Raw genomic sequence first — 21,978 nt, forward strand, 5'->3', positions numbered from 1 at the left:
TGTTAAGTTGTTAATAACAAGCAAATTTGATGTTTTAACAATATCATTTATGAAAACCCCCTCTTTAAAAGGTGCTTTATTGGTTCAGTATTTAATTGTTTCTATTTTGATGCTTACCAGCTTATCTGGTTTTTCTCAAGATAAAAAGGATATTTCTGACAAAGAAAATCAAGAAAAAAAAGATTCTATAAAGCCTACGGACAATAAAAAACTGACGTATCAGAAATTTTTAAAAGAAGGAAACGTTAAAAAAGGATTGTTTAATGTCTATTCTATAAAAGAAGATTACTATTTTGAAGTTCCAGATTCATTATTATCTAGAGATTTATTAATTGTAAATAAGGTGTCTAGCGTTCCTTATGCTTTAAACGGACATGGTTTAAACAAGGGAATGACTTTTGAAACCAAACTTGTTCGGTTTTACAGAGACACTATTTTAAACAAAGTTTGGGTTAAAACCATAAACCCCAGAGTTCAATCTCCAGAAAATGATGCAATTACTTTATCTGTAAAAGATAATTTTGGTGAGTCTATTATAGAAGAGTTTAATATAGAAACGAAAAATACAGATTCTACTTCTGTATTTATTAAGGTGAATAAAATTTTTAATGGTAAAGAGCAAAGTTTTAGTGATGTACTAACCAATATTGGTTTAGGAGGAAGTATAAAAACTAACTTGTCTATTTTAGAAAGCATAAAATCTTTTCCAGAAAACATTGTTGTAAAATCATTATTAACCACTTCTGTTAAAGAAGGAGCAAGCGCAGCATTGCCTTTAACTATTGGTGTTACTACAAATATTGTTTTATTGCCAACAGATGTAATGAAACCTCGTTTTTCAGACAAACGTGTTGGGTATTTTACAAAACCTATGGATTATTTTTCTGATGAGCAACAAGAAGTTGAATCTAGAGAGATGATTACTAGATGGAGATTAGAACCTAGAAAAGAAGACATCAAAAAATATCAACAAGGAGAATTGGTACAACCTAAAAAACAAATCATTTATTATTTAGATCCTGCTACTCCAAAACAATGGCGTCCTTTTATAGAACAAGGTGTCTATGATTGGAATGTGGCTTTTGAAGCAGCTGGTTTTAAAAATGTTTTAAAAGTAAAGTTTCCGTCTAAAGACGATAAAAATTTTGATGCAGATGATGTTCGGTATTCTGTAATTACCTATGCAGCATCAGAAAAACAAAATGCAATGGGACCTGCTATTGTAGATCCTAGAAGTGGCGAAATATTAGAATCAGATATTATTTGGTGGCATAACTTAATGAAAGGATTACATTCTTGGATTCGTGTGCAAACAGGACCTATCGATGCAAAAGCAAGACCAAACAAGTTTACAAATCAACATATGGGAGAAGCAATTCGTTTTGTTTCATCGCATGAAGTTGGGCATACCTTTGGATTAAAACACAACATGGGCGCATCATTTAGCTATCCAGTAGATTCTTTAAGATCTAAAACGTTTACCGCTAAAATGGGCGGAACAGCACCTTCTATTATGGATTATGCACGTTTTAATTATGTAGCGCAACCAGAAGACAATGTTACAGATATTACTCCCAAAATTGGTGTGTATGATACCTATGCAATTGATTGGGGATATAGATGGATGGATGAGACATCTGCGCATCAAGAAATTCCGATATTAAACCAATGGATTCGCAAACATGAAAATGATCCGTTATATTTTTATGGACCGCAACAAGCAGAAGTAATCGACCCAAGATCTCAAAGTGAAGATTTGGGTGATGATGCTGTAAAAGCAAGTGAATACGGATTGAAGAATTTAAAGAGAATATTGCCAAATATTTTAGATTGGACAGCTGCAGAAGGGCAAGATTATTACAAAGCATCTAAATTGTACAAAGCGGTTATAGATCAATGGGGAACTTACAACGGTCATGTAATGGCAAATATTGGTGGCGTTTATGTTAACAATACCGTTTATGGAGATGGTAAAAATACTTTTGAACCTGTATCTGTTAAAAGACAGAAAGAAGCATTGAATTATATTATAAAAAATGCTGTTTTACCTCAGAAATGGTTATTTATGCCGGAAACAATCAATAAAGTTTTTGCTGTAAGAGATGCTCCAGATGGAGAAAGATATTACGCTCCTGTTTCTATGTTACGCATTCATCAAACAAATGTTATTTATGCTTTGATAAAGACAGAAAGGTTGATGAGAATTACGGAAAACAAAGTTTTAGAAAGTGATGATACAGACGTTTTTACAGAAGAATATGTATTTGATCGTTTATTTGAAGCCATTTTTCAGAAAACTCAAAAAGGAGCATCCTTAGATATGTTTGATCGTATTACACAGAAAAACTATGTAGATGTTTTAACTGTAGATAGAAATAAGTTGTTAGAAAAAACAAAGGAAAATACAATTTCTGAAGACGCTAATAATTTTAAAAATGTACACTTTTCATACTTACCTAGAGTTGCAGATATAGGAACTAGTAAAAGAGCTGCATTAGAAAAAATATTAGTGCTTTTAAAAAGAAAGAAAAATAGAGGAAATAGAGCTACTAAAGCACATTATAGTGACTTAATGGCAAGAATTGAATATAATTTGAAAAATTAAATCATGAAGAAATTAATATACCTGTTGGTTTTTATTCCCAGTTTACTTTTTGCACAGCAAGAAAAAGTAATCAACGGAAAAGTTATTGACGCTGGCTTTAAAATGCCAATTGTTGGTGCATCTGTGTACGCATCGTCTGCAATTATAGGAAATACAACTAATACAGACGGAGTTATACAAGGCACAATGTTGGGAACTACCACAGATTTTGATGGTAATTTTTCTCTAAAAATAGGAGCAGACATTAAGTTTCTTTTGGTTTCTTATATGGGATATGAAACTGAAAAAATTGATGTTTCTAAAATTACTTCAAACATATCTATTACTTTAAAAGAGAGTTCAGAAAGTTTGGATGAAGTTGTTTTAACTGGATATCAAAAAATTGAAAAGCGCAAAATAACCTCTTCTTATGCAGAGGTAGAAATGACAGATATCAATCAAGCAGGTGTTGCTAGTGTAGATCAAATGTTGGTTGGGCAATTATCGGGTGTATCTATTCAGCCTATAAGTGGAGCTCCAGGTGCTCCTTCAAAAATATCTATTAGAGGAGCTGCAACTTTAAATGGTTCTTCAGATCCTTTATGGGTGTTAGACGGAATTCCGTTAGAAGGAAATGATATTCCGCAAGATTTTAGAGATAAAGACAATATCGATAATTTACAATCGTACCCAATTGCAGGTTTAAATCCAGAAGACATAGAAAGTATTACGGTTTTAAAAGATGCTTCTGCTACTTCTATTTATGGTGCAAGAGCAGCAAATGGAGTGATTGTGATCACTAGTAAAAATGGAAAAAAAGGAGCAATGCGCATAAATGTAAATGCGAATGTATTTGTAACTCAAAAACCAGATTTTAGTAAGTTGAATTTAATGAATTCTGCTCAAAAAGTAGATTTCGAATTACTTTTGGCAAGTAGATCCGATTTAAAATATCAGCAAGATAGAGGAGAGGTTGCTAGAATTTTAAATAATTACAGCGAGTATAACAATTTTAGAGATAATGGTTTTGCTAGTATTTCTAGTGATGCTCAAAATGATATCAATAACTTAAAAAACACCAATACTAATTGGGGTGACGAGTTGTATGAAATGTCTATAAACCAACAATATGGTGTTAGTCTTTCTGGAGGAACAGAAAATAATGATTACTATTTTTCTACAGGTATTTTTGATGAAAAAGGAACAACGAAAGGTACAGGTCAGAAACGATTTAATATTACGTTAAAAGATAATTTTAAGGTTAACGAAAAACTAAAAGTTGGTGTAGCGTTATTTGGTAGTCAAACAACAACATCTTCTTATATTACAGGAGCAGATGCATATACAAATCCTTCTAATTACTCAAGAAATGCCAATCCATATTTAAAAGTAAAGGACGCTGATGGTAATTATATGTATGATCCAGATTTGGTAGAAAGATCAGATTTAAATCTAGATTATAATATTTTAGAAGAAAGAGAAAATACGAATTATGAGTTAGTATCAAGCTCATTAAAAGCCATTTTTGATGTTGGTTATAAATTGAATAAAGATATTCACTTTAATACACAATTAGGTTTACAATTAGATTTTGATAAAACTGAAAAGTATAGTGCAGAAGACAGTTACTATACCCGTAAATATGAGCAAAGATCTGAATATGCATCATCTACAGGTACTTCTTATTATATGCCTAAAGGTGGAATTATTCAGAATTGGAATGCAGATGTTTTTCAATATAACTGGAAAACGACGGCTAATTACAACACTTCTTTTAATGATGTTCATGAACTAGATGTTATGTTGGGAACAGAATTTAGAAGAAACAAAAGAACACAAATTCATACCAAAGGTTTTGGTTACAATGCAAACACTTTAACTTCTGTTGCTATTACAGATGAGCGTTCATTAACCAATTCTTTATTTGATCCTTATCAAAAAACATTGAGCGAAAATGCATACGCTTCTTTCTTCGGAACAGCTTCTTATACATACGATAAAAAATATACAGCTTTTACAAGTTTAAGATATGATGGTTCTAACTTATTTGGGGTAAATCCTAAATATAGATACTTGCCGATTTGGTCTTTTGCCGGTTCTTGGAATGTATATAAAGAAGATTTTATGTATAATGTCGATTTTGTAACCGATTTAAAACTAAGAGCATCTTACGGTGTGCAAGGGAATATTGATAAGTCTACATCACCTTTTGTGGTTGGAGAATATTATACAGAATCGATTCTTCCGGGAGTTAGCGAGGAAACTATTAGAGCGTTAAACGCACCTAATGGAAATTTAAGATGGGAAAAAACAGTATCCTCAAACGTCGGTTTAGATGTAGGGTTATTAAATAATAAAATCTATATCTCAGGAGATTATTATGCAAGAAAAAGTACCGATTTAATAGGTTTAAGATCTGTACCATTAGAAAGTGGTTATAATTTTATCAATACCAATTGGGCTACTGTAAGCAATAAAGGATTTGAACTTGCTATAAATACTACCAATATTGATACTCCTAATTTTAAATGGACAAGTGGTTTAAATATCTCTCACAATAAAAGTATTGTCGATAATATTGAAATTAGAGAAGAAGACTTTAAACCTTCTTTAAAAGGATATAGTGTAAATGCCATTTTTGCTATTAAAACTGCAGGATTAGATAGCAACGGATTACCATTATTTTGGAAAGATGGTAAAAAAGTTTCTGCAGTAGATTTTTACAATTTAGAAGCAGGAACCAACGGAAGTCAATTAACAAGAGAAGAACATAGAAATTTATATTCTTATGTGGGCGATGGAACTCCGAAGTTTAGTGGTGGATTTAGAAATAGTTTTAAATACAAACAATTTGATTTACGTGTATTAACTAATTTTAATATAAAACAAACTGTAAAAGCAGCACCAAGTTATAACCTTGCCTTAGCACAACCCGGAAATAATTATAGTACAGATATTTTAAAAGCAGGAACAGGTAATTATCCAGCATTAATAGGAGCGACTTCTCCTGGTTTCGATACTGATTTGGTGTACACTTGGTTCAATTCTTCAGATGACGGACAGACATATAATGACTTAGATATTTGGGTAAAAGATATTTCTTATATCCGCGTAAGCAGTATTAAGTTGAGTTATGCAATACCTAGCAAAAAGTTAGAAAAGTTAAAAATATCAAGCTTAAACTTTAACCTAGAAGGACGTAATTTATTTGTGATCGGAACAGATTATGATGGCTTTTTTGATCCAGAAACGTATGGTAGTTTATATGCGCAACCTATTCCTAGAATTATTTCAGCAGGATTTAATCTTTCTTTTTAAAAAATAATTTATGAAAAAATTAATATATAGCATTTTTGTCACTTTAAGTTTTATCTCTTGTGATAAATACTTAGATATTGAACCAGTAGGGCAGGTAATCCCTAAATCTGTAGAAGAGTATAGAAGTTTTTTAACTTCAGCATATTCAATAGCCAAAAATCATAAGGTTTTAACAACGTACAGAACCGATGAATTATCTTTAAGTGCAGACGCAGCTGGAATAGAGTTTTATCAAGATCTTTTTATTTGGAATGATACAAACCCAAGTCCTTTAACAACTGTTTTTCCGTATGCTACTTTTTATAATACTATTTTTTACACCAATCATGTTATAAATAGTGAAGCTACTATAGAAGGAAATTTGTCAGAGAAAGAACAATTGGTGGGAGAAGCGTATGCTTTACGTGCAATGCAGTATTTCGAATTGATAAATCTATACGCAAAACCTTACAATAAAGCAACAGCAAATACAGATGCTGGTGTGCCGATTACTATAGAATATGATGCAGAAAAGGAATATGATGTACAAACAGTTGAAGAAGTTTATGCATTAATTTTAAGTGATCTTGCTAAAGCAGAAAGCTTATTAAACATTCAAAAACAAGAGGTAGGATATAATTATAGATTTTCTGTAGTTGCTATAAAAGCATTGAAGTCGCGTGTGTATTTATACCAACAAGAATGGCAAAAAGCAATAGACGTAGCAAATGAAGCACTTGCTATAAATGCTGAAATTCAAAATCTGAATGCAGATACTTCTATAATGCCATCAGAATACAACTCCGTAGAATCTATTTTGGCATTAGAAACCATTGCTTCTGTAGATTTGGTTAGCAATACAACTATTTCAGAAGCTTTAATTAATGCTTATGATCCATCTGAAGATTTACGTTTTCCACTTTATTTTAAGCAAAATACAGATGGAAGTTTTAGCTCTAAAAAAAGCGCTGAAACTAAGTTTAAGGTTTCTTACAGAACAGCCGAATTACATTTAACCATTGCAGAATGTTTAGCAGCTTTAAATGAAGATGTTTTGGCAAAAGAAAAGTTGATTGCCTTTGCAGAAAATAGATACACTACCGATGGTTTTAATACTTATAAAGCAAACGTAAATTTATTAAATAGTAACGACCTAAAAACAGAAATTTTAGAAGAACGTAGAAGAGAATTTGCTATTGAAGGACAAAGATGGAATGATTTAAGAAGAACTACGCAACCTAAATTAACTAAGATTTTTGACGGAGTAACCTACATTTTGGAAGAAAATGATGCTAGATATGTGATTCCTTTTCCTAATGATGCAACTATTAATAACCCTAATTTATAAATAAAAACAGTTGTAACCCTTTATTATCTTATAGGTTACAATTTTAATAATAAGATAAAAATAACCCAATTAAATATTTAAATTATGAAGAAAATTTTTTCGATTCTTACTGTTTTTTTTACCTTAGCTGTAACAACTGTTTCATGTTCAAGTGATAATGATGCTCCAATAGAATCATCTTTGGCAACTATTACCGATTTTTCAATTGCTATTGATGGTGTAAACGCAGATGATATTGTTTACGACCTTGGAACAGATATTATTGTTACAGTTCCTTTTGGAACAAACTTAACTGCCGTTGTTCCTACAATTACAGTTTCAGAAAACGCAACTGTTTCTCCAGTTTCTGGTGCAGCAATTTCTTTTGTAGATGGTGAAGCTAAAACTTTTACGGTAACTGCAGAAGATGAAGTTACTACTAAAGAGTATACTGTAACTATAAATGTTCGTGGTGAAGTTGGTAGTGGGTCTAAGTTAGAAACATATGTGCTAGCAGATTTGTTTGGTGAGAATTCAACAACAACATACACATACAATGAGGCTAATTTTGTAAGTGAATACACAGAAGAACAAGACGATTTTGACACTATTACAACAACGGTTTATACATTGGTTTATAATGATAAAAATCAAGTTGTAGAAAAAACAGCAGCAGATGAAAGTACTGTTTATACTTATGATAATGGTCAAATTGTAAAAGGTGAATATAAATCTGAGGATAAGTTAGTTTACACTTATGATTATGCATATAATGCAAATGGAGATTTAACATCAGAAAAACGTACAAACCATACAGATGAAGATGCTATAACTGAAGTTTTATTTACTATTGTAGATGGTAATGTTACATTAGAAACTAGATTTGGAGATGATTATACAGCTGCTTACGATGCTAGTAATAATCCTTTTAAAGGTCTTTATCCAGCTGCTTTTGCTGCAATTAATGTTGGTATTGCTACAGTAAATACAAACAATCCAATATCTGGTACTTTAGCTGATGATGTAGTTACTTATGAGTACAATACAGATAATTACCCAACAAAAGCTTCTTATACTTACTTCGGTGGTTTTGCTACTGTTGAAAAAACATTCACATATTTAGCAAATTAATAATACTTATTCCCCTTTTTTTTAATTACACAAACACTCTTATTTATAAGGGTGTTTGTCTTTATACAACCTATTTTAAAATGAAAAAATCCTTTTTATTCCTATTTCTTTTTTTAATGTTTGCTTGTAATACGAATTCTTCAAACGAAGAAGTATTTCCTCCTAATAAAGAAATTTCATTAACTAAAGAAGAAAGTATTATTAAAGTATATAATGAGTCTGTTTTGCCATTATTTAAAAACTATATGGATGTAGAAATACCTACCCAGTTTAAGGTAGATAAAGATGACTTAAGTATAAATGCAGGCGCAACTTTTGGCTATGTAGAAGTTAGTCAAGGTTTGGTAAACTTAACAAAAGAGCATATTCAATTATTTGCTTTAACGCATGAAGTAGCACATATTGTAACCATTTCACAATCTAGGATTTTTGGTTTGGAAGGAAGTATTCCTAAAGGAGCAATAACAAATGATTATAAAAAAGCAGAATATTTAGCAGATTTAATTGCAATTCATTTAATTAAAACAAAACTCAATAATGAGTTTCGTTTATTAAGTACTGACTTTCCTTTCTTAGAAAACTTGTTGGGAGGTAGTACTTTTACACATCCTTCAGGAAGTGATAGAATGAATGAGATACAAACGTATTTAGAAAATAGCCTCTCAACAAATAATGATGAAGCTTTTAAAATCAATTTCCTTAGAATATGGGAAATGGAGTAATTAGAAAGGTGAACAAACACTCTGTTCTATAATAATATTAAAGAACTAAAATGTGCTGTAATTGCAGCTCGTTCCTAGTTGGAGTATAAGGAAATGAAATAATTTTTGTCTCCTTCTGATTTATAGTTTCATAAATCTAATCAGTACATTTCACGAATAAAAGAACTTTGTAAAGAACATCTTTCTAAGTTTCGTATTTTAAAAAAACCGGACAATATTACTTTAGAAGAAAAAATGGATAGTTAATTCCTGAGTAGGTTTTAACGCTATTAAAATAAAGTTTTATAGCGTTAAAAAACTACTGTTACATACCGATTTATTTTTAACAGCTATTTTTTATTCTGTAATAGCATCTGCATTTTTATAGATTTCTTTTAACTGTTCTATAATTTCGTCAGACGGATTTTCCCACATTCCTCTCTGAATCGCTTCTAACATACGCTCAGACATGTCTTTTAAAGCCCAAGGATTGTGTTCTTCTATAAAAGCTTTATTCTGTTCATCAAACAAATAGGTTTCTGTAATTTGTTCGTACATAAAATCTTCTATTAAGTTGGTGGTGGCATCATAAGCAAACAAATAATCCATAGTGGCAGCCATTTCAAAAGCACCTTTATACCCATGTTCTTGCATCCCTTGCATCCATTTTGGATTTACAACTCTAGAGCGAAAAACTTTTAACAATTCTTCTTTTAAAGATTTTACCTTCGGATTATCAGGACGAGAATGATCGCCAAAATACGTTTCTGGTTGAGATCCTTTTATAGTATTTACGGCTGCCGTCATTCCTCCTTGAAACTGATAATAATCATCAGAATCTAAAATATCATGCTCTCTATTATCCTGATTTTGCATTACGACTTCAATATTAGACAATCGTTTTTTAAAGGTCTCGTGGGCGGATTTTCCACTATTGTCTTTTCCGTAATACGCATAACCACTCCAATTGATATATGCTTGTGCTAAATCATCAGAAGTTGTCCAGTTTTTTCCATCAATTAAACCTTGTAAACCTGCTCCATACGCACCAGGTTTCGAACCGAATACTCGATACAAAGCTCTTTCATTGGCTTGTTTTTCATCTAAACCTTCTTCTTGCCATTGCAGTTTTTCTTCATCAAAACGTTTCTTTATTGGGTTTTGTTCATCGGTTTCATCTAGCGTAGCAACTTTTTCTACAGCGGCATTAAAGAGCGAAATTAAATCAGGAAAAGCATCTCTAAAAAAACCAGAAATACGCAACATTACATCAACTCGTGGTCGTTTTAACTCTAAAGTAGAAAGTACTTTAAAATCTTTCACTCTTCGGTTGCTTCCTTGCCAAACAGGTTTTACGCCAATTAAAGCTAAAGCTTGTGCAATATCATCGCCACTGGTTCGCATTGTTGAGGTTCCCCAAACCGATAAACCGATAGAAGTAGGGTATTCTCCATTTTCTTGTAAATAGCGATCAATAATATTCTGAGCACTTTTTTTGCCTAATTGGTAAGCGGTTTCAGAGGGAACAGTACGCACATCAACAGAATAAAAATTTCGTCCGGTAGGTAAAATATCTAAACGTCCTCTTGTAGGAGCGCCAGAACCTCCAGCCGGAATGTATTGTCCGTTTAAGCCTTTAATTAAATGGCTGATTTCATTACTTGTTTTTTCTAAAACGGGTACTGTATGTTGTTGTATGTAGTTTAATATTTGATTGGTGTATTGTCCAATATTTTCTAGAACATCGTTGTTAAACAATTGGCTGACAAGATTCTTCGCTTTGTTTTCTAGTAATTCAACTGCTTGTCCGTAAGTTCTACAAGAAATACCGAAAATATCTTTTTCAAAAGAACTAGAGTATTCTACGTTTATAGGATCAAAATCGAGTTGTAAATCTTCAGCCAAACTCTGTGTAATTCCTTTTAAATCGCCTTGTGGCAAACGATGCAAGGCAACAATTAAATCGACTAATTTTTCTTCTCTTGGTAGTTTTCCTAAAATATGCAAGCCTCCTCTAATTTGCGATTCTTTTAGTTCACACAAATAACCATCAATAACTTCTAGTAGAGCATCAATATCTTTACCGTCTTCGTTTAAATCAGATTTAAGATGGGTTTCATTTACCAGCGTTTCAATTTTGGTTTTAATTAAAGAGGCTCTTCTTTTATCAACCAAAGCCGACTCATAAAACTCATCAATTAACAGTTCTAGTTTTAATAAATCGCCATAATTTTCTGCCCTTGTCATAGGCGGAATTAAATGGTCTAATATAATTGCTTGGTTTCTTCTTTTGGCTTGTGTGCCTTCTCCTGGATCATTAATAATAAACGGATAAAAATGCGGAATAGCGCCTAAAATAGCCGCAGGAAAACAGGTTTCTTTACTCAAAGCCACACTTTTTCCGGGCAACCATTCTAAGTTTCCGTGCTTGCCAATATGCACTAAGGCATCGGCTTTAAAACTATGTTGCAACCAAATATAATAGGCTAAATAGGCTGGAGGAGGAGGTAAGTCTGGCGAGTGATAACTGGCTTGTAAATCTAAATTATAACCTCTACTTGGCTGAATACTCACCAACACATTATCAGAAATAAAACCAGGAATTAAAAAAGAACCTTCTTTATAATTTGGCGAATCTTTTGGGTTTCCCCATTGTGCTTCTACTGTATCTTTAAGTGTTTTAGAAAGCTGATTGTAGTACTTATAAAAAATAGCTTCGTCTAATTTAATAGCGTGTCTTTCGTTTAATGTATTTATCGTTTCTAAATCGTTGGTAACAGAATTGGTTAACTTATGTATAAGTTCTTTGGTCGTTTTAGGATAATCGGCCGCAAGGGCATAATTTTCAGCTGCCAATTGCGCTAAAATTTGCAACGTACTTTGTGGCGTATCTAACCCAACACCATTTGCTAAACGACTATTGTTATTAGGATAGTTCGGTAAAACCAATGCAATTTTCTTATCAGCATTTTTTTTCTCTTGTAGGTTAATCCATGCTTTAGCCATTTGTGCAACAAACTCACAACCTTCTAAATTCGGAACGTAAGAAACCACTTCAGAATCTGTTAAAGCATCTTTTTCTACCGATTCTTTAAACGAAATTACTTTCGATATAATTTTTCCATCCACCTCTGGCAACGCAATATTCATAGCAATATCAGTAGGTGGTAAGCCAAAACTACCTTCTAGCCAACTTTCTCTATTGCAACTTCCCATAATCGCCTGTATAGCGGGGACATTAAAAACATCGAACAAGCTCTGTGTAGTATCATTAAATCCTTGCACGCTAAACCCTGTAGTATTAATAATAACTTGGGGTTTTTCTGTTTGATGCGCTTTTAGTAAATTAAAAATTTGTTGCTGAATATCATGTTCTCGATACCCAGCTGCCATTAATGCAATTGCAGAAATTCCTTGTTGCTCTAAAGCATCAATAATACTATGTATTGGTGCTAAATTATTAGATAAATAATAACTTCTATACCCAAAAATAATAGCTTGTTTTTTTTCTTTATTTTCTGTTGATGAAGTATAAATACCTTCTTTTGGGTGATATAAAAATAAATCGGGAATGGTTTTTATAGCATCCGGAATTACAACTGTATCTGTAATTCTGTTGCTAATTAATTGCAAAGATGCTTTACAATTTTCTAGTCCACCTGCCTGAATGTATTTCCAAATTAAATCGACATCCTTTAACGGAATGTTAGAAGATTGCATCAACTCTAAATCTGGTTTGTTATCACCAGGTAAAAATACTAGCTGAATATTGTTTTCTTCGCAACAATCTGTAATCGCTTCACAAAGATAATTGTAATAGGCTTTTCCGCCTAAAAGTTTAAGAACTACAATTTTTGCGGCAGAAATTACATCATCTACATACGTATCTATAGTTAATTCTTGCTTAAAATAACTAAGGTTTGCAAACCGAAAAGTAGGTGCATTGTCTACAGAATTATGTATTAATTTGTAGGCATTATTCATCATAAATAAATCGGAATCTGCCGAAGACAAAAAAACGATGTCTCCCGGAGATTGATCTATATAAAACACCCCTTCATCATTAGGGTTCCAGCCGCCTGGTATGGTAGAAATTAAATGCACGTTGTTATAATTTTATTAGATTACTTATTTTTTAATATACAGCAAACCACCAACTACTTATTGTTCGCCAATAAAGAAATCATTTCTTCATTGGGCGTTTTCCAACCTAATTGTTTAAAAGGAGTTCTGTTCAATTTTTGGGTCATTTCTCTAATTACAGAAGCATTAAAAACAGGATAGTCATATTTAAAATAGTTCAATTTCTCTATATTATAAGTAAGAACACCAATGGTTTTTCTGTTATTATTAGTGGAATGAAACGTTACTTCTCCAATTTTAGCAAGAATGTTTTTATAATCAACTGCTATTTTTTCAAATAACAATTGATTATAATAACTATCCAGAAATAACGCATCTAACTTGTCAATATCTTTCATTGAAAAACGAGGAATAACGACAGAAAAAAAAGTTTCAGAATTAACAAAAAGCAAACATTTTTTTTTCGCTACATAAAAAATATTTGCATTCCAATTTCCAAGAACATGCTCATCGATTAAATCGCTGTTTTCAATTTTCTTGTGTATAATCTTCTCCAGCTTTTTTGTAGTAAAAATGTGCGTCATCGTTTAATGAGAATGAGAATGAGAATGTCCGTGATCATGACTATGAGCATGCGTTATCACTTCATTATTTTTAGTCAATTCTATATTTTTACCAATAACCACTAAATTTGTTTTGCGAGCTTCATTTTCTCCCCAAGGTCTTTCAAAATAATAATCGAAACGAGCACCAACACCTTGTAAAACCATACGCATTGGCTTGTTAGGGATGTTTACAAAACCTTTAATTCTATAAATCTCGTTGTCTTCTACAAGCTTTTTTAAATCTTTCACTAAAACTTTAATATCCGCAGTTTCTGTATACTCTAATAAAACTGTTTTAATATCATCGTTGTGGTGGTGGTGGTTTCCAGACTTATGGTGCTCTTCGTGAATAGAATGACGGTTATCTACATCGTCCTCTGCAGAAGCTTCCACACCTAATAATAAATCATTATCCAATTCACCATTTACAACCGCAATAATTTTGGTATTAGGTCTTGCTTTGGCTGTAATTATTTTAGTAACCTCTTCAAACTTTTCATCATCAATTAAATCTCTTTTGCTCACTAAAACCAAATCTGCACAACCTAACTGATCTAAAAATAACTCTTCAATAGGTGTTTCGTGGTCTAAAGAATCATCTGCCAAACGTTGCGCTTGCACACGTTCTCTATCGCAAATTTCTCCAGTAGCAATTCCTACAGCATCTACCACCGTAATTACAGCATCAATAGTAATATGGGGCTTTAAATCTGGCCAGTTCACTGCTTTTACCAAAGGTTTAGGCATCGATAAACCAGACGTTTCAATCACAATATGGTCAATTTCATGTTTGCGCTCTAATAATTGCAACATAGAAGGCAAAAACTCTTCTTGCACCGTACAGCAGATACAACCGTTTGGTAACTGAATTAAATTACAACCCTCATCATCACATTCCGATGAAGCAATTAATTGTCCGTCTACATCTACCTCTCCAAATTCATTTACCAAAACAGCAATACGCTTTCCGTTGGCATTTTTTAGCATATTATGCACTAAAGTAGTTTTTCCTACACCTAAAAATCCGGTAACTATGGTAATTGGTATTTTCTTGTTCATGTCTTTAAAATTTAGATTCTTACTATTTTATAATAATGTTCTTTATTCCTTTTTGGGCGTTTCCCTCTGGGTCGGGCTATTCGCTATATCTTTTTTATCCAAAAAGGAATAAAAAAGGATGCCGCTACTATCCCTAACGCAAAACTTACTATCCATTTTAAAAAGATACAGTAAGTATTGCTGTTTTATAATAAGCTATTTACATATCTGCAAACCTTCTTTTATACCAAATGAATTTTAAAATGATTGATGATAAATTTAAATTATTTTTTCTTAATAAGAGATAGAAAATGGAATCATAGCCATAGCTACGGTGCTATTTTATATTGAATTAGTAAGGAAAAAGAAATGAATTTAATCAGTCATTTTGATGTTTATTTGGTATTATACAATTTGTTATTAAATATTTCGCATGTCAGTTCGAGTGATTTTTATGAAGCGGTAGCGTAATAAAAATTGTATCGAGAACTCTTTATGAACTTGAAATTCATTTACACGAAATAATTATTTGTAAACCGTATTAATTTGAATATGCAAAGCAATTCACTTTAACTTTTTTTCTTCTTTCTCTTGTATAAAAACAAGTTCCATTTTTCTTCTGCAACACCATGTTTGTCCATTTCTGCTCTTGCCATGGTAAAAAATAAATCAGACATACGGTTTACATAACTCATAATATAGTCGTGTACACACTCTGGATCTTCTTGCATTAAGGTAACCAATTGTCTTTCTCCTCTTCTCATTTGTGTTCTACAAACGTGGCAAAGTGCCGATATTTCATTTCCACCAGGCAATAAAAAATAATCTGATGGAGAGCTAATATTTGCTTCCATTTCGTCCATCCAAACTTCACAAAAATCTGCGCCATCTTTCGGTTCCGGATTCGGATTTTCTTTTTTAGAATCAGAAGGTCTAGCCAAGTGAGACATCATATTCATCATATCTTTCTGAATGCGATGTAAATTTGGTTGCCATTCGTGTTCGTTTCCTAGTTTAGAACGCATTAAACCAATGGTAGAATTTACTTCATCTAAAGTTCCAATACATTCAATTCTTGCAGAGTTTTTAAATTCTCTTTTCCCTCCAAAAACTCCGGTAGTACCTTTGTCTCCTTTTCTTGTATAAATTTTCATGTGCTAATCGTTTATTTCGTTAATCAATTGTAACAGTTTTTCTGATGTACCAAAATAGTGATGTACATAAGAACCCATTACCCGTTGTTTTTTATAAATTTTAGTGTTTGTATCACCATTTCTTGCATTTGTAATTGTGGCATTTATGGTGGTTTCAGTATCGTTTACTAAACTAGAATAATGAAACTCGTGCCCTTTAAAAATATGTTTATTTATGGCAGAAGTACGATACCCCAAATGCAATTTTTTATCCGCTATTGAAGCTTCAAAATCAAAATAATCAACCATTGTAAAAGCCTCGTTATTTTCAGAGATAATCGCTTTTCCTAAATACATCATTCCGCCACATTCGGCATAAATAGTACCGTTATTTTCTGCGAATTCTTTCATGCTTTTCAGCATTTCTGTATTGTTAGACAATTCTTTTAAATACATTTCCGGATATCCGCCAGGTAAATAGATAAAATCGCAATCAGGAATTTTCACATCAGCTATCGGACTAAAAAACACTACTTCTCCTAATGCTTCCATGGCAGCAATATTCTGCGGATATATAAAATTAAAAGCAGCATCTTTAGCCACTGCAAATTTTATTTTTTTGGATGCTGTTGTTTTTTCTGTTGATAAAAGAGCACTTGGTTCAATCTCTTTAGAAGCTTCTAAAATAGCTTGCCAATCTACCGTTTTGTTTAGTTCGTTTGCAATTTTATCAATAACAATATCAAACTTTTCTATTTCTTGTATGTTTAATCCTAAATGTCTCGACGGAATTTCAATGTCTTTTAAATTCGATAAATAGCCAAAACAACGTACATTAATATCATCACAAGCTTCTTTAAGCATATCGTAATGTCTCTCGGAACCTACGCGGTTAAAGACAACGCCCATTATTTCTACTTCTTTATCAAAATTCACAAAACCCTGAATAAGCGGTGCAACAGAATACGCAACAGCTTTAGCATCAATCACCAGTAAAACAGGTGTTTTTAGCTTTTTAGCCATTTCTGCCGTACTACCTTGGTCTTTTTTTGCGCCATCAAACAAGCCCATTACACCTTCTATGCAATTAATTTTAGCCTCTTTGCCATAGAAGTTTAAACAGGTGTTTATCTCTTCTTGAGACATCATAAATAAATCTAAATTGACACCCACTTTTTTACAAGCCAATTGATGAAATTTAGGGTCTATATAATCTGGACCAACCTTAAAAGGTTGTATCGCTATCTTTTTATTTTTGAATAAACGCAGCAATCCTAAAGTAAGCGTAGTTTTACCAGCATTACTACTTGGTGCAGAAATTATCAGTTGTTTTATCATCCTTTGGTGTGTATTGGAATTCCGGATACCATAAAATCTACTTTGGTCGCCTTTTTGGCAATATATTGATTCACTTTTCCTTGTAAATCTACAAATTGTCGTGTTGCTTTTTCCATAGGGATTACGCCCAAACCAATCTCATTACTAATAGCAATAATGATATTATTTTTCTCGCAAAGTAAATTCCATTCTTCAACAATAAAATGATAACTTAAGTCAGTATCATATTTAAAATGATCCATTACGTTGGTTATCCAAAGCGTTATGCAATCTACAAATAGTACTTTATTTACAGCAGTTATTTTACTTAAATGAAGCGTTTCTTCTATGGTGGTCCAATTATTAGTTCGTCTATTTTGATGAATTTCTATACGTTTTCTAAATTCAGCATCCCAATATTTAGAAGTTGCTAAATAAGTTGGCGAATCGTCTAAACTTAAGGCAACTTCTTCTCCGTATTCACTTTTACCAGAACGTTGTCCGCCAGTAATAATATGTATTATTTTAGCGCTCATTTTCTGTAATTAAAGGTTCGTAATTGGCATGAATACGATTGGCAAAATCTGCAGCAACACCAATTTTTACCATGCCTTTTTCTGCATCAATAACTTGGGTGTTATGTACGCCTTTACAATACGTTTGAAAAGCCAATACGGTTGCTTCTAAATTACTATCTGCATTTAACTTTCCGTCTGTTATAATATGTAAATTGTGTTTAAAATCAACATCAACACAAATACTTTTTATTTGTTTAAAACCGGCAGTTAAGTTTGTTTTTCCACCTGTTTTAAGTGAGGTTAATGCAATTTCAATATCTTTTAAAACAGCAGTTCTATGTAAAATATGTTGCGCTTCTCCATCAAACAAAGAAACAATAGAAAACTGTGTGTTCTGGTTTTTAGATTGTGTTGCAATTTTATCTACCGTTCCTTTTGCATACGCTATAATTTGATTTTTTAACATAGAGCCACTAGAATCTATTAAAAAGATATGGTGTTCTTTTAAAAGTGATTTTTTGTGTTTCGTCTTTATTTCAAACTTATCGGTTGCTACATATTGACTTACCGTTTTTTTTGTGTCTGTAGTAGAAACATTTCCTTGATTATAGTGAATTGCTTTAGAGCCATTTTCTATCTTGTCTGTAAACGTATTTTTTTGTTTCTGAAAATCGTTTTTAGGACTTAAAAAATGGATATTTTCTTCTTTAGACGCATTTCCTTCAGATGGAGCTTCTTTGGGTTGCTCGTTTTCGTTTTGATTCGGGTTTTGCTGATTTGGAGACTTATTTAAACTTCTGTGGTTTAACACAAAATCTGCTATTTTATCAACATCTCCTTTAGTAACTTCTGTCGCGTTTTGATACGCCGCAAAAGCCCTTGCTGTTTTCAATAATAAAATGTCTGCACGCAAACCTTCTACTTGATGCTGAATGGCTAATTCGCTACAGTATTCTATAATAGCATCGTTTATAAGAACCGTTTTTAACTTGTTTTTAGCGGTTTCAATTTGCGTTGCAATACGTTGGTCTTTACTTTTATAATTAGCAACAAAATCCGCAGGGTTATCATCAAACTGAAAACGTTGCTTAATAATTTGCTGACGTACTTTAGCATCTGTAGTTGTGGTAATGTTTACACTTAAACCAAAACGGTCTTTTAGTTGTGGTCTTAAACTTCCTTCTTCAGGATTCATAGAACCTACTAAACAAAAGCGACTTTTAAAATAACGAGAAATTCCCTCTCTTTCTAAGTAATAATTTCCCGAAGCAGCGGCATCTAATAAAATATCTGTAAGATAATCTTGTAATAAATTTACCTCATCTACATATAAAACACCTTGGTGAGCTTGCGCCATTAACCCAAGGTTAATCACTTCTTTTTTCGCATTAATCAACTCTTCTAAATTGATGCTTCCAATAAGTCGGTCTTCAGAAACACCAATGGGTAAATTTATAAAAGGATATTTTTCTTGATCAGTCATTAGATTTGTTAACGATCTAATTAATGTAGTTTTTCCTGTTCCTTTATCACCAATAGCCAAAACACCACCAATAAGCGGGTCTACCAAGTTTAAAATAAGAGCTAACTTAAAATTATCTTGACCAACAATGGCAGAAAAAGGAAAGTTGATTTGTTTTTTATCAGCAATCATAAGGTAGAAAGTGTATTATAAGTCCATATAATTCCGATAATTGCAGATGCTGCACCGGCAATACCATTCATCCATTTAAAAATGGATAAATTTCGCTCTAAAAAACGACTCATTACCGTAATTAAAACATAACTATAAGCACCCATTGCTACAATGATACCTAGAGATTCTACGGCAAGAATAAGAAGAGCATCGGTTACAGTATCACTACTTAAAACGAGTGCAGAAGTTAAAGCGCCACCTGTACCAGCTAATCCGTGTAACATGCCAATCCAAAAAGATTTATTCATTGGGTTTACCGCAATTTCTTCTCCTTTGGTACCGTGTAAATGTATTGGGTTAGCTAGTTGATGCTCGTGCGCTTCAATCTTTTTATGCTCTTTAACCATTTCATTAATCGCATGGTTTCTTTTAATTGCAACAACACCTAACCAGATCATAATAGGACCAACCGCTAGTTCTGCATAAAAAGAAATATTATGTACAAATAAAGTAGCCATACTTTTAAAAAGTAAAGCCACGCCACCAAAAAGTAATAAGGTTGCAGAATGCCCAAACGCCCACTGAGATGCTTTAAAGACAGTCTTAAAATCTACCTTTTTTTTACTGATAGCATTTTCGGTTGCCAATACAGAAACTGCTGTAACGTGGTCTGGTTCAAAAGAATGTAAAATCCCTGCCATTAAAGGCCTAATTAAAGAAGTTATTGTCATTATTTAATGTATTTAATAAGTGTTCCGTTTTTATGAATAAGGTAAATATCTAGGGCTACCTGTTTCATTTTTGTATGCGTGTGTTTATAGCAATGTTCTAATAGTAATTGAAAGAAAGGCGAATTTTGTTCAAACTCGAATAACTCAATTAAACGACCTGCCATATTTAATTCTTTAATTTTATCTCCGTCTTCAAAGCCAATTTGTTGTGCTAAATCCACTACAAAATCTTTATTCCAACTAGACACACAACTGTGCGTATCTGTTATTCCACCTGCTAATTTTACTGCTTTACCAAGCATAATACCAATGCTTACTTTTTTAATAGGGCATTGATTAATTTTAGTAAGGGTTTCTCCAATCCAATTTCCATAATGGATAAAAGCATATGCTGGCAAATGATTAAATTTTTCTGATAAAAATTTTTCACTTCTTGCTCCGGAATTAATCACCAATTCTGTAATATTATTAGCCACAGCAACATCAATACCTTGTTCTATACTGGCTATATACGAAGATGAAGAGTATGGTTTTACAATACCAGTTGTACCTAGTATAGAAATGCCATTCATAATGCCAACACGTTCATTAAGTGTCCGTTTTGCTAATTTTTTTCCGTTGGTTACAAAAACGGTCACTGATACACCACATTCTAAATCATAATCGTGCAATAATTTCTGAAGTGCACTGGTTATCATTTTTCTAGGAACAGGATTAATTGCAGGTTCTCCAATAGCCAATTCTAAACCTTTAAGAGTAACGGTACCAACGCCTTCTCCGGCAATAAACTGAATGTCTTTTTCTTGTGTTAATTTTAAAATACAACCTATTTCTGCTCCATTGGTAACATCAGGATCATCTCCGGCATCTTTTATTACAGAACATGTAGCTGTACTTTCTGTAAACTCACAAGAATGAATCTTAATTTCTAATATTTTATCAATAGGTAAATGTACGTTTACAGTGCTGTTTTTCTTCTGATGGATAATCGCCATCAATCCTGCTTTTGCAGCAGCAGTAGCGCAAGTGCCTGTTGTAAAACCTTCTCTTAAAGGTCCTTTTGGTACTTCTCTTAATCCCATAATTGCGAAGTATTGGTTAGCAATGTTGGAGTAGGAGTATCTGTTAAAATACGTTGTAAATCAATTTTATGAAACACAAGCGTAAAGTAACTAGGTATTTTAGGCTGATTGATGATAATAATTTTTGCGTTCGTTTTTAAGGCTGCTTCAATCTTGGTACTTAAAAACCCACTGTTACCAGTTTCTTTGGTAAGAATTACATCAATATGATGTGTTTTAATCAGCTCAATTTCTTTTTCTAAACTGTCAGACGGTAAGCCTAAAATTAATTGCTTTTCAGGGAAATTACTTTCTTTAGCAATGGCTAAAGATTCTGGTCTGTTTAGTATTCTAAAATACGTTGTATTTTTTTGCCACCACGGATGCAATTTTTTAATAGATTGTACACCAGTTAAGGCTAATAAAGTCTGTTTTTCTTTTAACAACGCAAAAGCAGCATCATATGAATTCACATATTTTACTAAAGGATGAATGGTTTTAGAAAGTAATTCTCGTCCGAATTTTAGTACAGGGATTTGTAGCTTTTCTGCCACTTTAGCAATGGTTTTATGCAATATTTCTGCAAACGGATGAGAAGCGTTAATAATGGTTTGTATATTGTTTTCTAGTAAATAACTTTCTAGTTCTTTTTCATCTAATGCACCGTAACGGTAACGCGCAATTTTAGTGATATCAAAAGAGATATTTGTTTTTGTAGAATACACAAAAGGCATTGCCATACTTTCTAATAAAGCAGCTGTTTTTTTACCTTCTGTTGTTCCTCCAAAGACTAATATCATGCTATATGTTTTATCA

15 protein-coding genes are annotated in these 21,978 nt (G+C 32.4%); 5 read left to right on the forward strand and 10 right to left on the reverse strand.

From position 1 onward, the window contains the following. Positions 1-49: 49 nt before the first annotated feature. From GQS58_RS01975 to GQS58_RS01995, 5 genes are all read left to right on the forward strand, one after another. A complete protein-coding gene (locus GQS58_RS01975) occupies positions 50-2,605 on the forward strand; it encodes a zinc-dependent metalloprotease (protein ID WP_166382303.1) in 2,556 nt (851 codons plus the stop codon). A gap of 3 nt (positions 2,606-2,608) precedes the next feature. Continuing rightward, entirely contained in the window at positions 2,609-5,902 is a 3,294-nt protein-coding gene (locus GQS58_RS01980) for a SusC/RagA family TonB-linked outer membrane protein (RefSeq protein ID WP_166382305.1), read from the forward strand. Positions 5,903-5,912: 10 nt separating this feature from the next. Continuing rightward, the gene (locus GQS58_RS01985; RefSeq protein ID WP_166382307.1) at positions 5,913-7,229 is read left to right on the forward strand and encodes a RagB/SusD family nutrient uptake outer membrane protein; all 1,317 of its coding nucleotides are present in this window, start codon (positions 5,913-5,915) and stop codon (positions 7,227-7,229) included. An 84-nt stretch (positions 7,230-7,313) separates the two neighbouring features. Further along, positions 7,314-8,339 carry a hypothetical protein gene (locus GQS58_RS01990; protein WP_166382309.1) on the forward strand — a complete coding sequence of 342 codons (1,026 nt, stop codon included), beginning with the start codon at positions 7,314-7,316 and terminating at the stop codon, positions 8,337-8,339. Positions 8,340-8,419: 80 nt separating this feature from the next. Further along, positions 8,420-9,061, forward strand: a complete 642-nt coding sequence (locus tag GQS58_RS01995) for a hypothetical protein (RefSeq protein ID WP_166382311.1) — start codon at positions 8,420-8,422, stop codon at positions 9,059-9,061. Between the two features lie 336 nt (positions 9,062-9,397). On the opposite strand, the gene cobN is transcribed toward GQS58_RS01995, so the two are convergent. The 10 genes from cobN to GQS58_RS02045 all read right to left on the reverse strand — a co-directional run bounded on the left by cobN (position 9,398) and on the right by GQS58_RS02045 (position 21,962). Further along, on the reverse strand, positions 9,398-13,144 hold the full coding sequence (gene cobN / locus GQS58_RS02000) for a cobaltochelatase subunit CobN (RefSeq protein ID WP_166382313.1): 3,747 nt from the start codon (positions 13,142-13,144) through the stop codon (positions 9,398-9,400). A 53-nt stretch (positions 13,145-13,197) separates the two neighbouring features. Next, positions 13,198-13,707 carry a DUF6933 domain-containing protein gene (locus tag GQS58_RS02005; RefSeq protein WP_166382315.1) on the reverse strand — a complete coding sequence of 170 codons (510 nt, stop codon included), beginning with the start codon at positions 13,705-13,707 and terminating at the stop codon, positions 13,198-13,200. Between the two features lie 3 nt (positions 13,708-13,710). Continuing rightward, positions 13,711-14,787, reverse strand: coding sequence for a cobalamin biosynthesis protein CobW (gene cobW / locus GQS58_RS02010; RefSeq protein ID WP_166382317.1), 1,077 nt, complete (start codon positions 14,785-14,787; stop codon positions 13,711-13,713). Between the two features lie 548 nt (positions 14,788-15,335). Continuing rightward, positions 15,336-15,920, reverse strand: a complete 585-nt coding sequence (locus GQS58_RS02015) for a cob(I)yrinic acid a,c-diamide adenosyltransferase (RefSeq protein ID WP_166382319.1) — start codon at positions 15,918-15,920, stop codon at positions 15,336-15,338. Between the two features lie 3 nt (positions 15,921-15,923). Further along, positions 15,924-17,237, reverse strand: coding sequence for a cobyrinate a,c-diamide synthase (locus GQS58_RS02020; protein ID WP_166382321.1), 1,314 nt, complete (start codon positions 17,235-17,237; stop codon positions 15,924-15,926). Next, on the reverse strand, positions 17,234-17,752 hold the full coding sequence (locus GQS58_RS02025; RefSeq protein ID WP_166382323.1) for a bifunctional adenosylcobinamide kinase/adenosylcobinamide-phosphate guanylyltransferase: 519 nt from the start codon (positions 17,750-17,752) through the stop codon (positions 17,234-17,236). Before GQS58_RS02025 ends, GQS58_RS02020 begins: the two co-directional genes overlap by 4 nt. After that, positions 17,742-19,388: an AAA family ATPase gene (locus GQS58_RS02030; protein ID WP_166382325.1), complete on the reverse strand. Its 1,647-nt coding sequence runs from the start codon at positions 19,386-19,388 to the stop codon at positions 17,742-17,744. The genes GQS58_RS02025 and GQS58_RS02030 overlap by 11 nt, the downstream gene beginning before the upstream one ends. After that, positions 19,385-20,101: a hypothetical protein gene (locus GQS58_RS02035; protein WP_166382327.1), complete on the reverse strand. Its 717-nt coding sequence runs from the start codon at positions 20,099-20,101 to the stop codon at positions 19,385-19,387. Before GQS58_RS02035 ends, GQS58_RS02030 begins: the two co-directional genes overlap by 4 nt. Next, entirely contained in the window at positions 20,101-21,183 is a 1,083-nt protein-coding gene (cbiD, locus tag GQS58_RS02040) for a cobalt-precorrin-5B (C(1))-methyltransferase CbiD (RefSeq protein WP_166382329.1), read from the reverse strand. The genes GQS58_RS02035 and cbiD overlap by 1 nt, the downstream gene beginning before the upstream one ends. Beyond that, on the reverse strand, positions 21,174-21,962 hold the full coding sequence (locus GQS58_RS02045; protein ID WP_166382331.1) for a precorrin-6A/cobalt-precorrin-6A reductase: 789 nt from the start codon (positions 21,960-21,962) through the stop codon (positions 21,174-21,176). The genes cbiD and GQS58_RS02045 overlap by 10 nt, the downstream gene beginning before the upstream one ends. Between the last annotated feature and the right edge of the window lie 16 nt (positions 21,963-21,978).

Origin of the sequence: Polaribacter sp. 11A2H, from assembly GCF_011379025.1 — a bacterium.
In the GTDB taxonomy this organism is placed as follows: Bacteria; Bacteroidota; Bacteroidia; order Flavobacteriales; family Flavobacteriaceae; genus Polaribacter.

What these genes read in the sequence shown, in the direction of transcription:
- GQS58_RS01975 (WP_166382303.1), top strand. Translation starts at nt 50, where the DNA reads ATGAAAACCCCCTCTTTAAAAGGTGCTTTATTGGTTCAGTATTTAATT.
- GQS58_RS01980 (WP_166382305.1), top strand. Translation starts at nt 2,609, where the DNA reads ATGAAGAAATTAATATACCTGTTGGTTTTTATTCCCAGTTTACTTTTT.
- GQS58_RS01985 (WP_166382307.1), top strand. Translation starts at nt 5,913, where the DNA reads ATGAAAAAATTAATATATAGCATTTTTGTCACTTTAAGTTTTATCTCT.
- GQS58_RS01990 (WP_166382309.1), top strand. Translation starts at nt 7,314, where the DNA reads ATGAAGAAAATTTTTTCGATTCTTACTGTTTTTTTTACCTTAGCTGTA.
- GQS58_RS01995 (WP_166382311.1), top strand. Translation starts at nt 8,420, where the DNA reads ATGAAAAAATCCTTTTTATTCCTATTTCTTTTTTTAATGTTTGCTTGT.
- GQS58_RS02005 (WP_166382315.1), bottom strand. Translation starts at nt 13,707, where the DNA reads ATGACGCACATTTTTACTACAAAAAAGCTGGAGAAGATTATACACAAG.
- cobW (WP_166382317.1), bottom strand. Translation starts at nt 14,787, where the DNA reads ATGAACAAGAAAATACCAATTACCATAGTTACCGGATTTTTAGGTGTA.
- GQS58_RS02015 (WP_166382319.1), bottom strand. Translation starts at nt 15,920, where the DNA reads ATGAAAATTTATACAAGAAAAGGAGACAAAGGTACTACCGGAGTTTTT.
- GQS58_RS02020 (WP_166382321.1), bottom strand. Translation starts at nt 17,237, where the DNA reads ATGATAAAACAACTGATAATTTCTGCACCAAGTAGTAATGCTGGTAAA.
- GQS58_RS02025 (WP_166382323.1), bottom strand. Translation starts at nt 17,752, where the DNA reads ATGAGCGCTAAAATAATACATATTATTACTGGCGGACAACGTTCTGGT.
- GQS58_RS02030 (WP_166382325.1), bottom strand. Translation starts at nt 19,388, where the DNA reads ATGATTGCTGATAAAAAACAAATCAACTTTCCTTTTTCTGCCATTGTT.
- GQS58_RS02035 (WP_166382327.1), bottom strand. Translation starts at nt 20,101, where the DNA reads ATGACAATAACTTCTTTAATTAGGCCTTTAATGGCAGGGATTTTACAT.
- cbiD (WP_166382329.1), bottom strand. Translation starts at nt 21,183, where the DNA reads ATGGGATTAAGAGAAGTACCAAAAGGACCTTTAAGAGAAGGTTTTACA.
- GQS58_RS02045 (WP_166382331.1), bottom strand. Translation starts at nt 21,962, where the DNA reads ATGATATTAGTCTTTGGAGGAACAACAGAAGGTAAAAAAACAGCTGCT.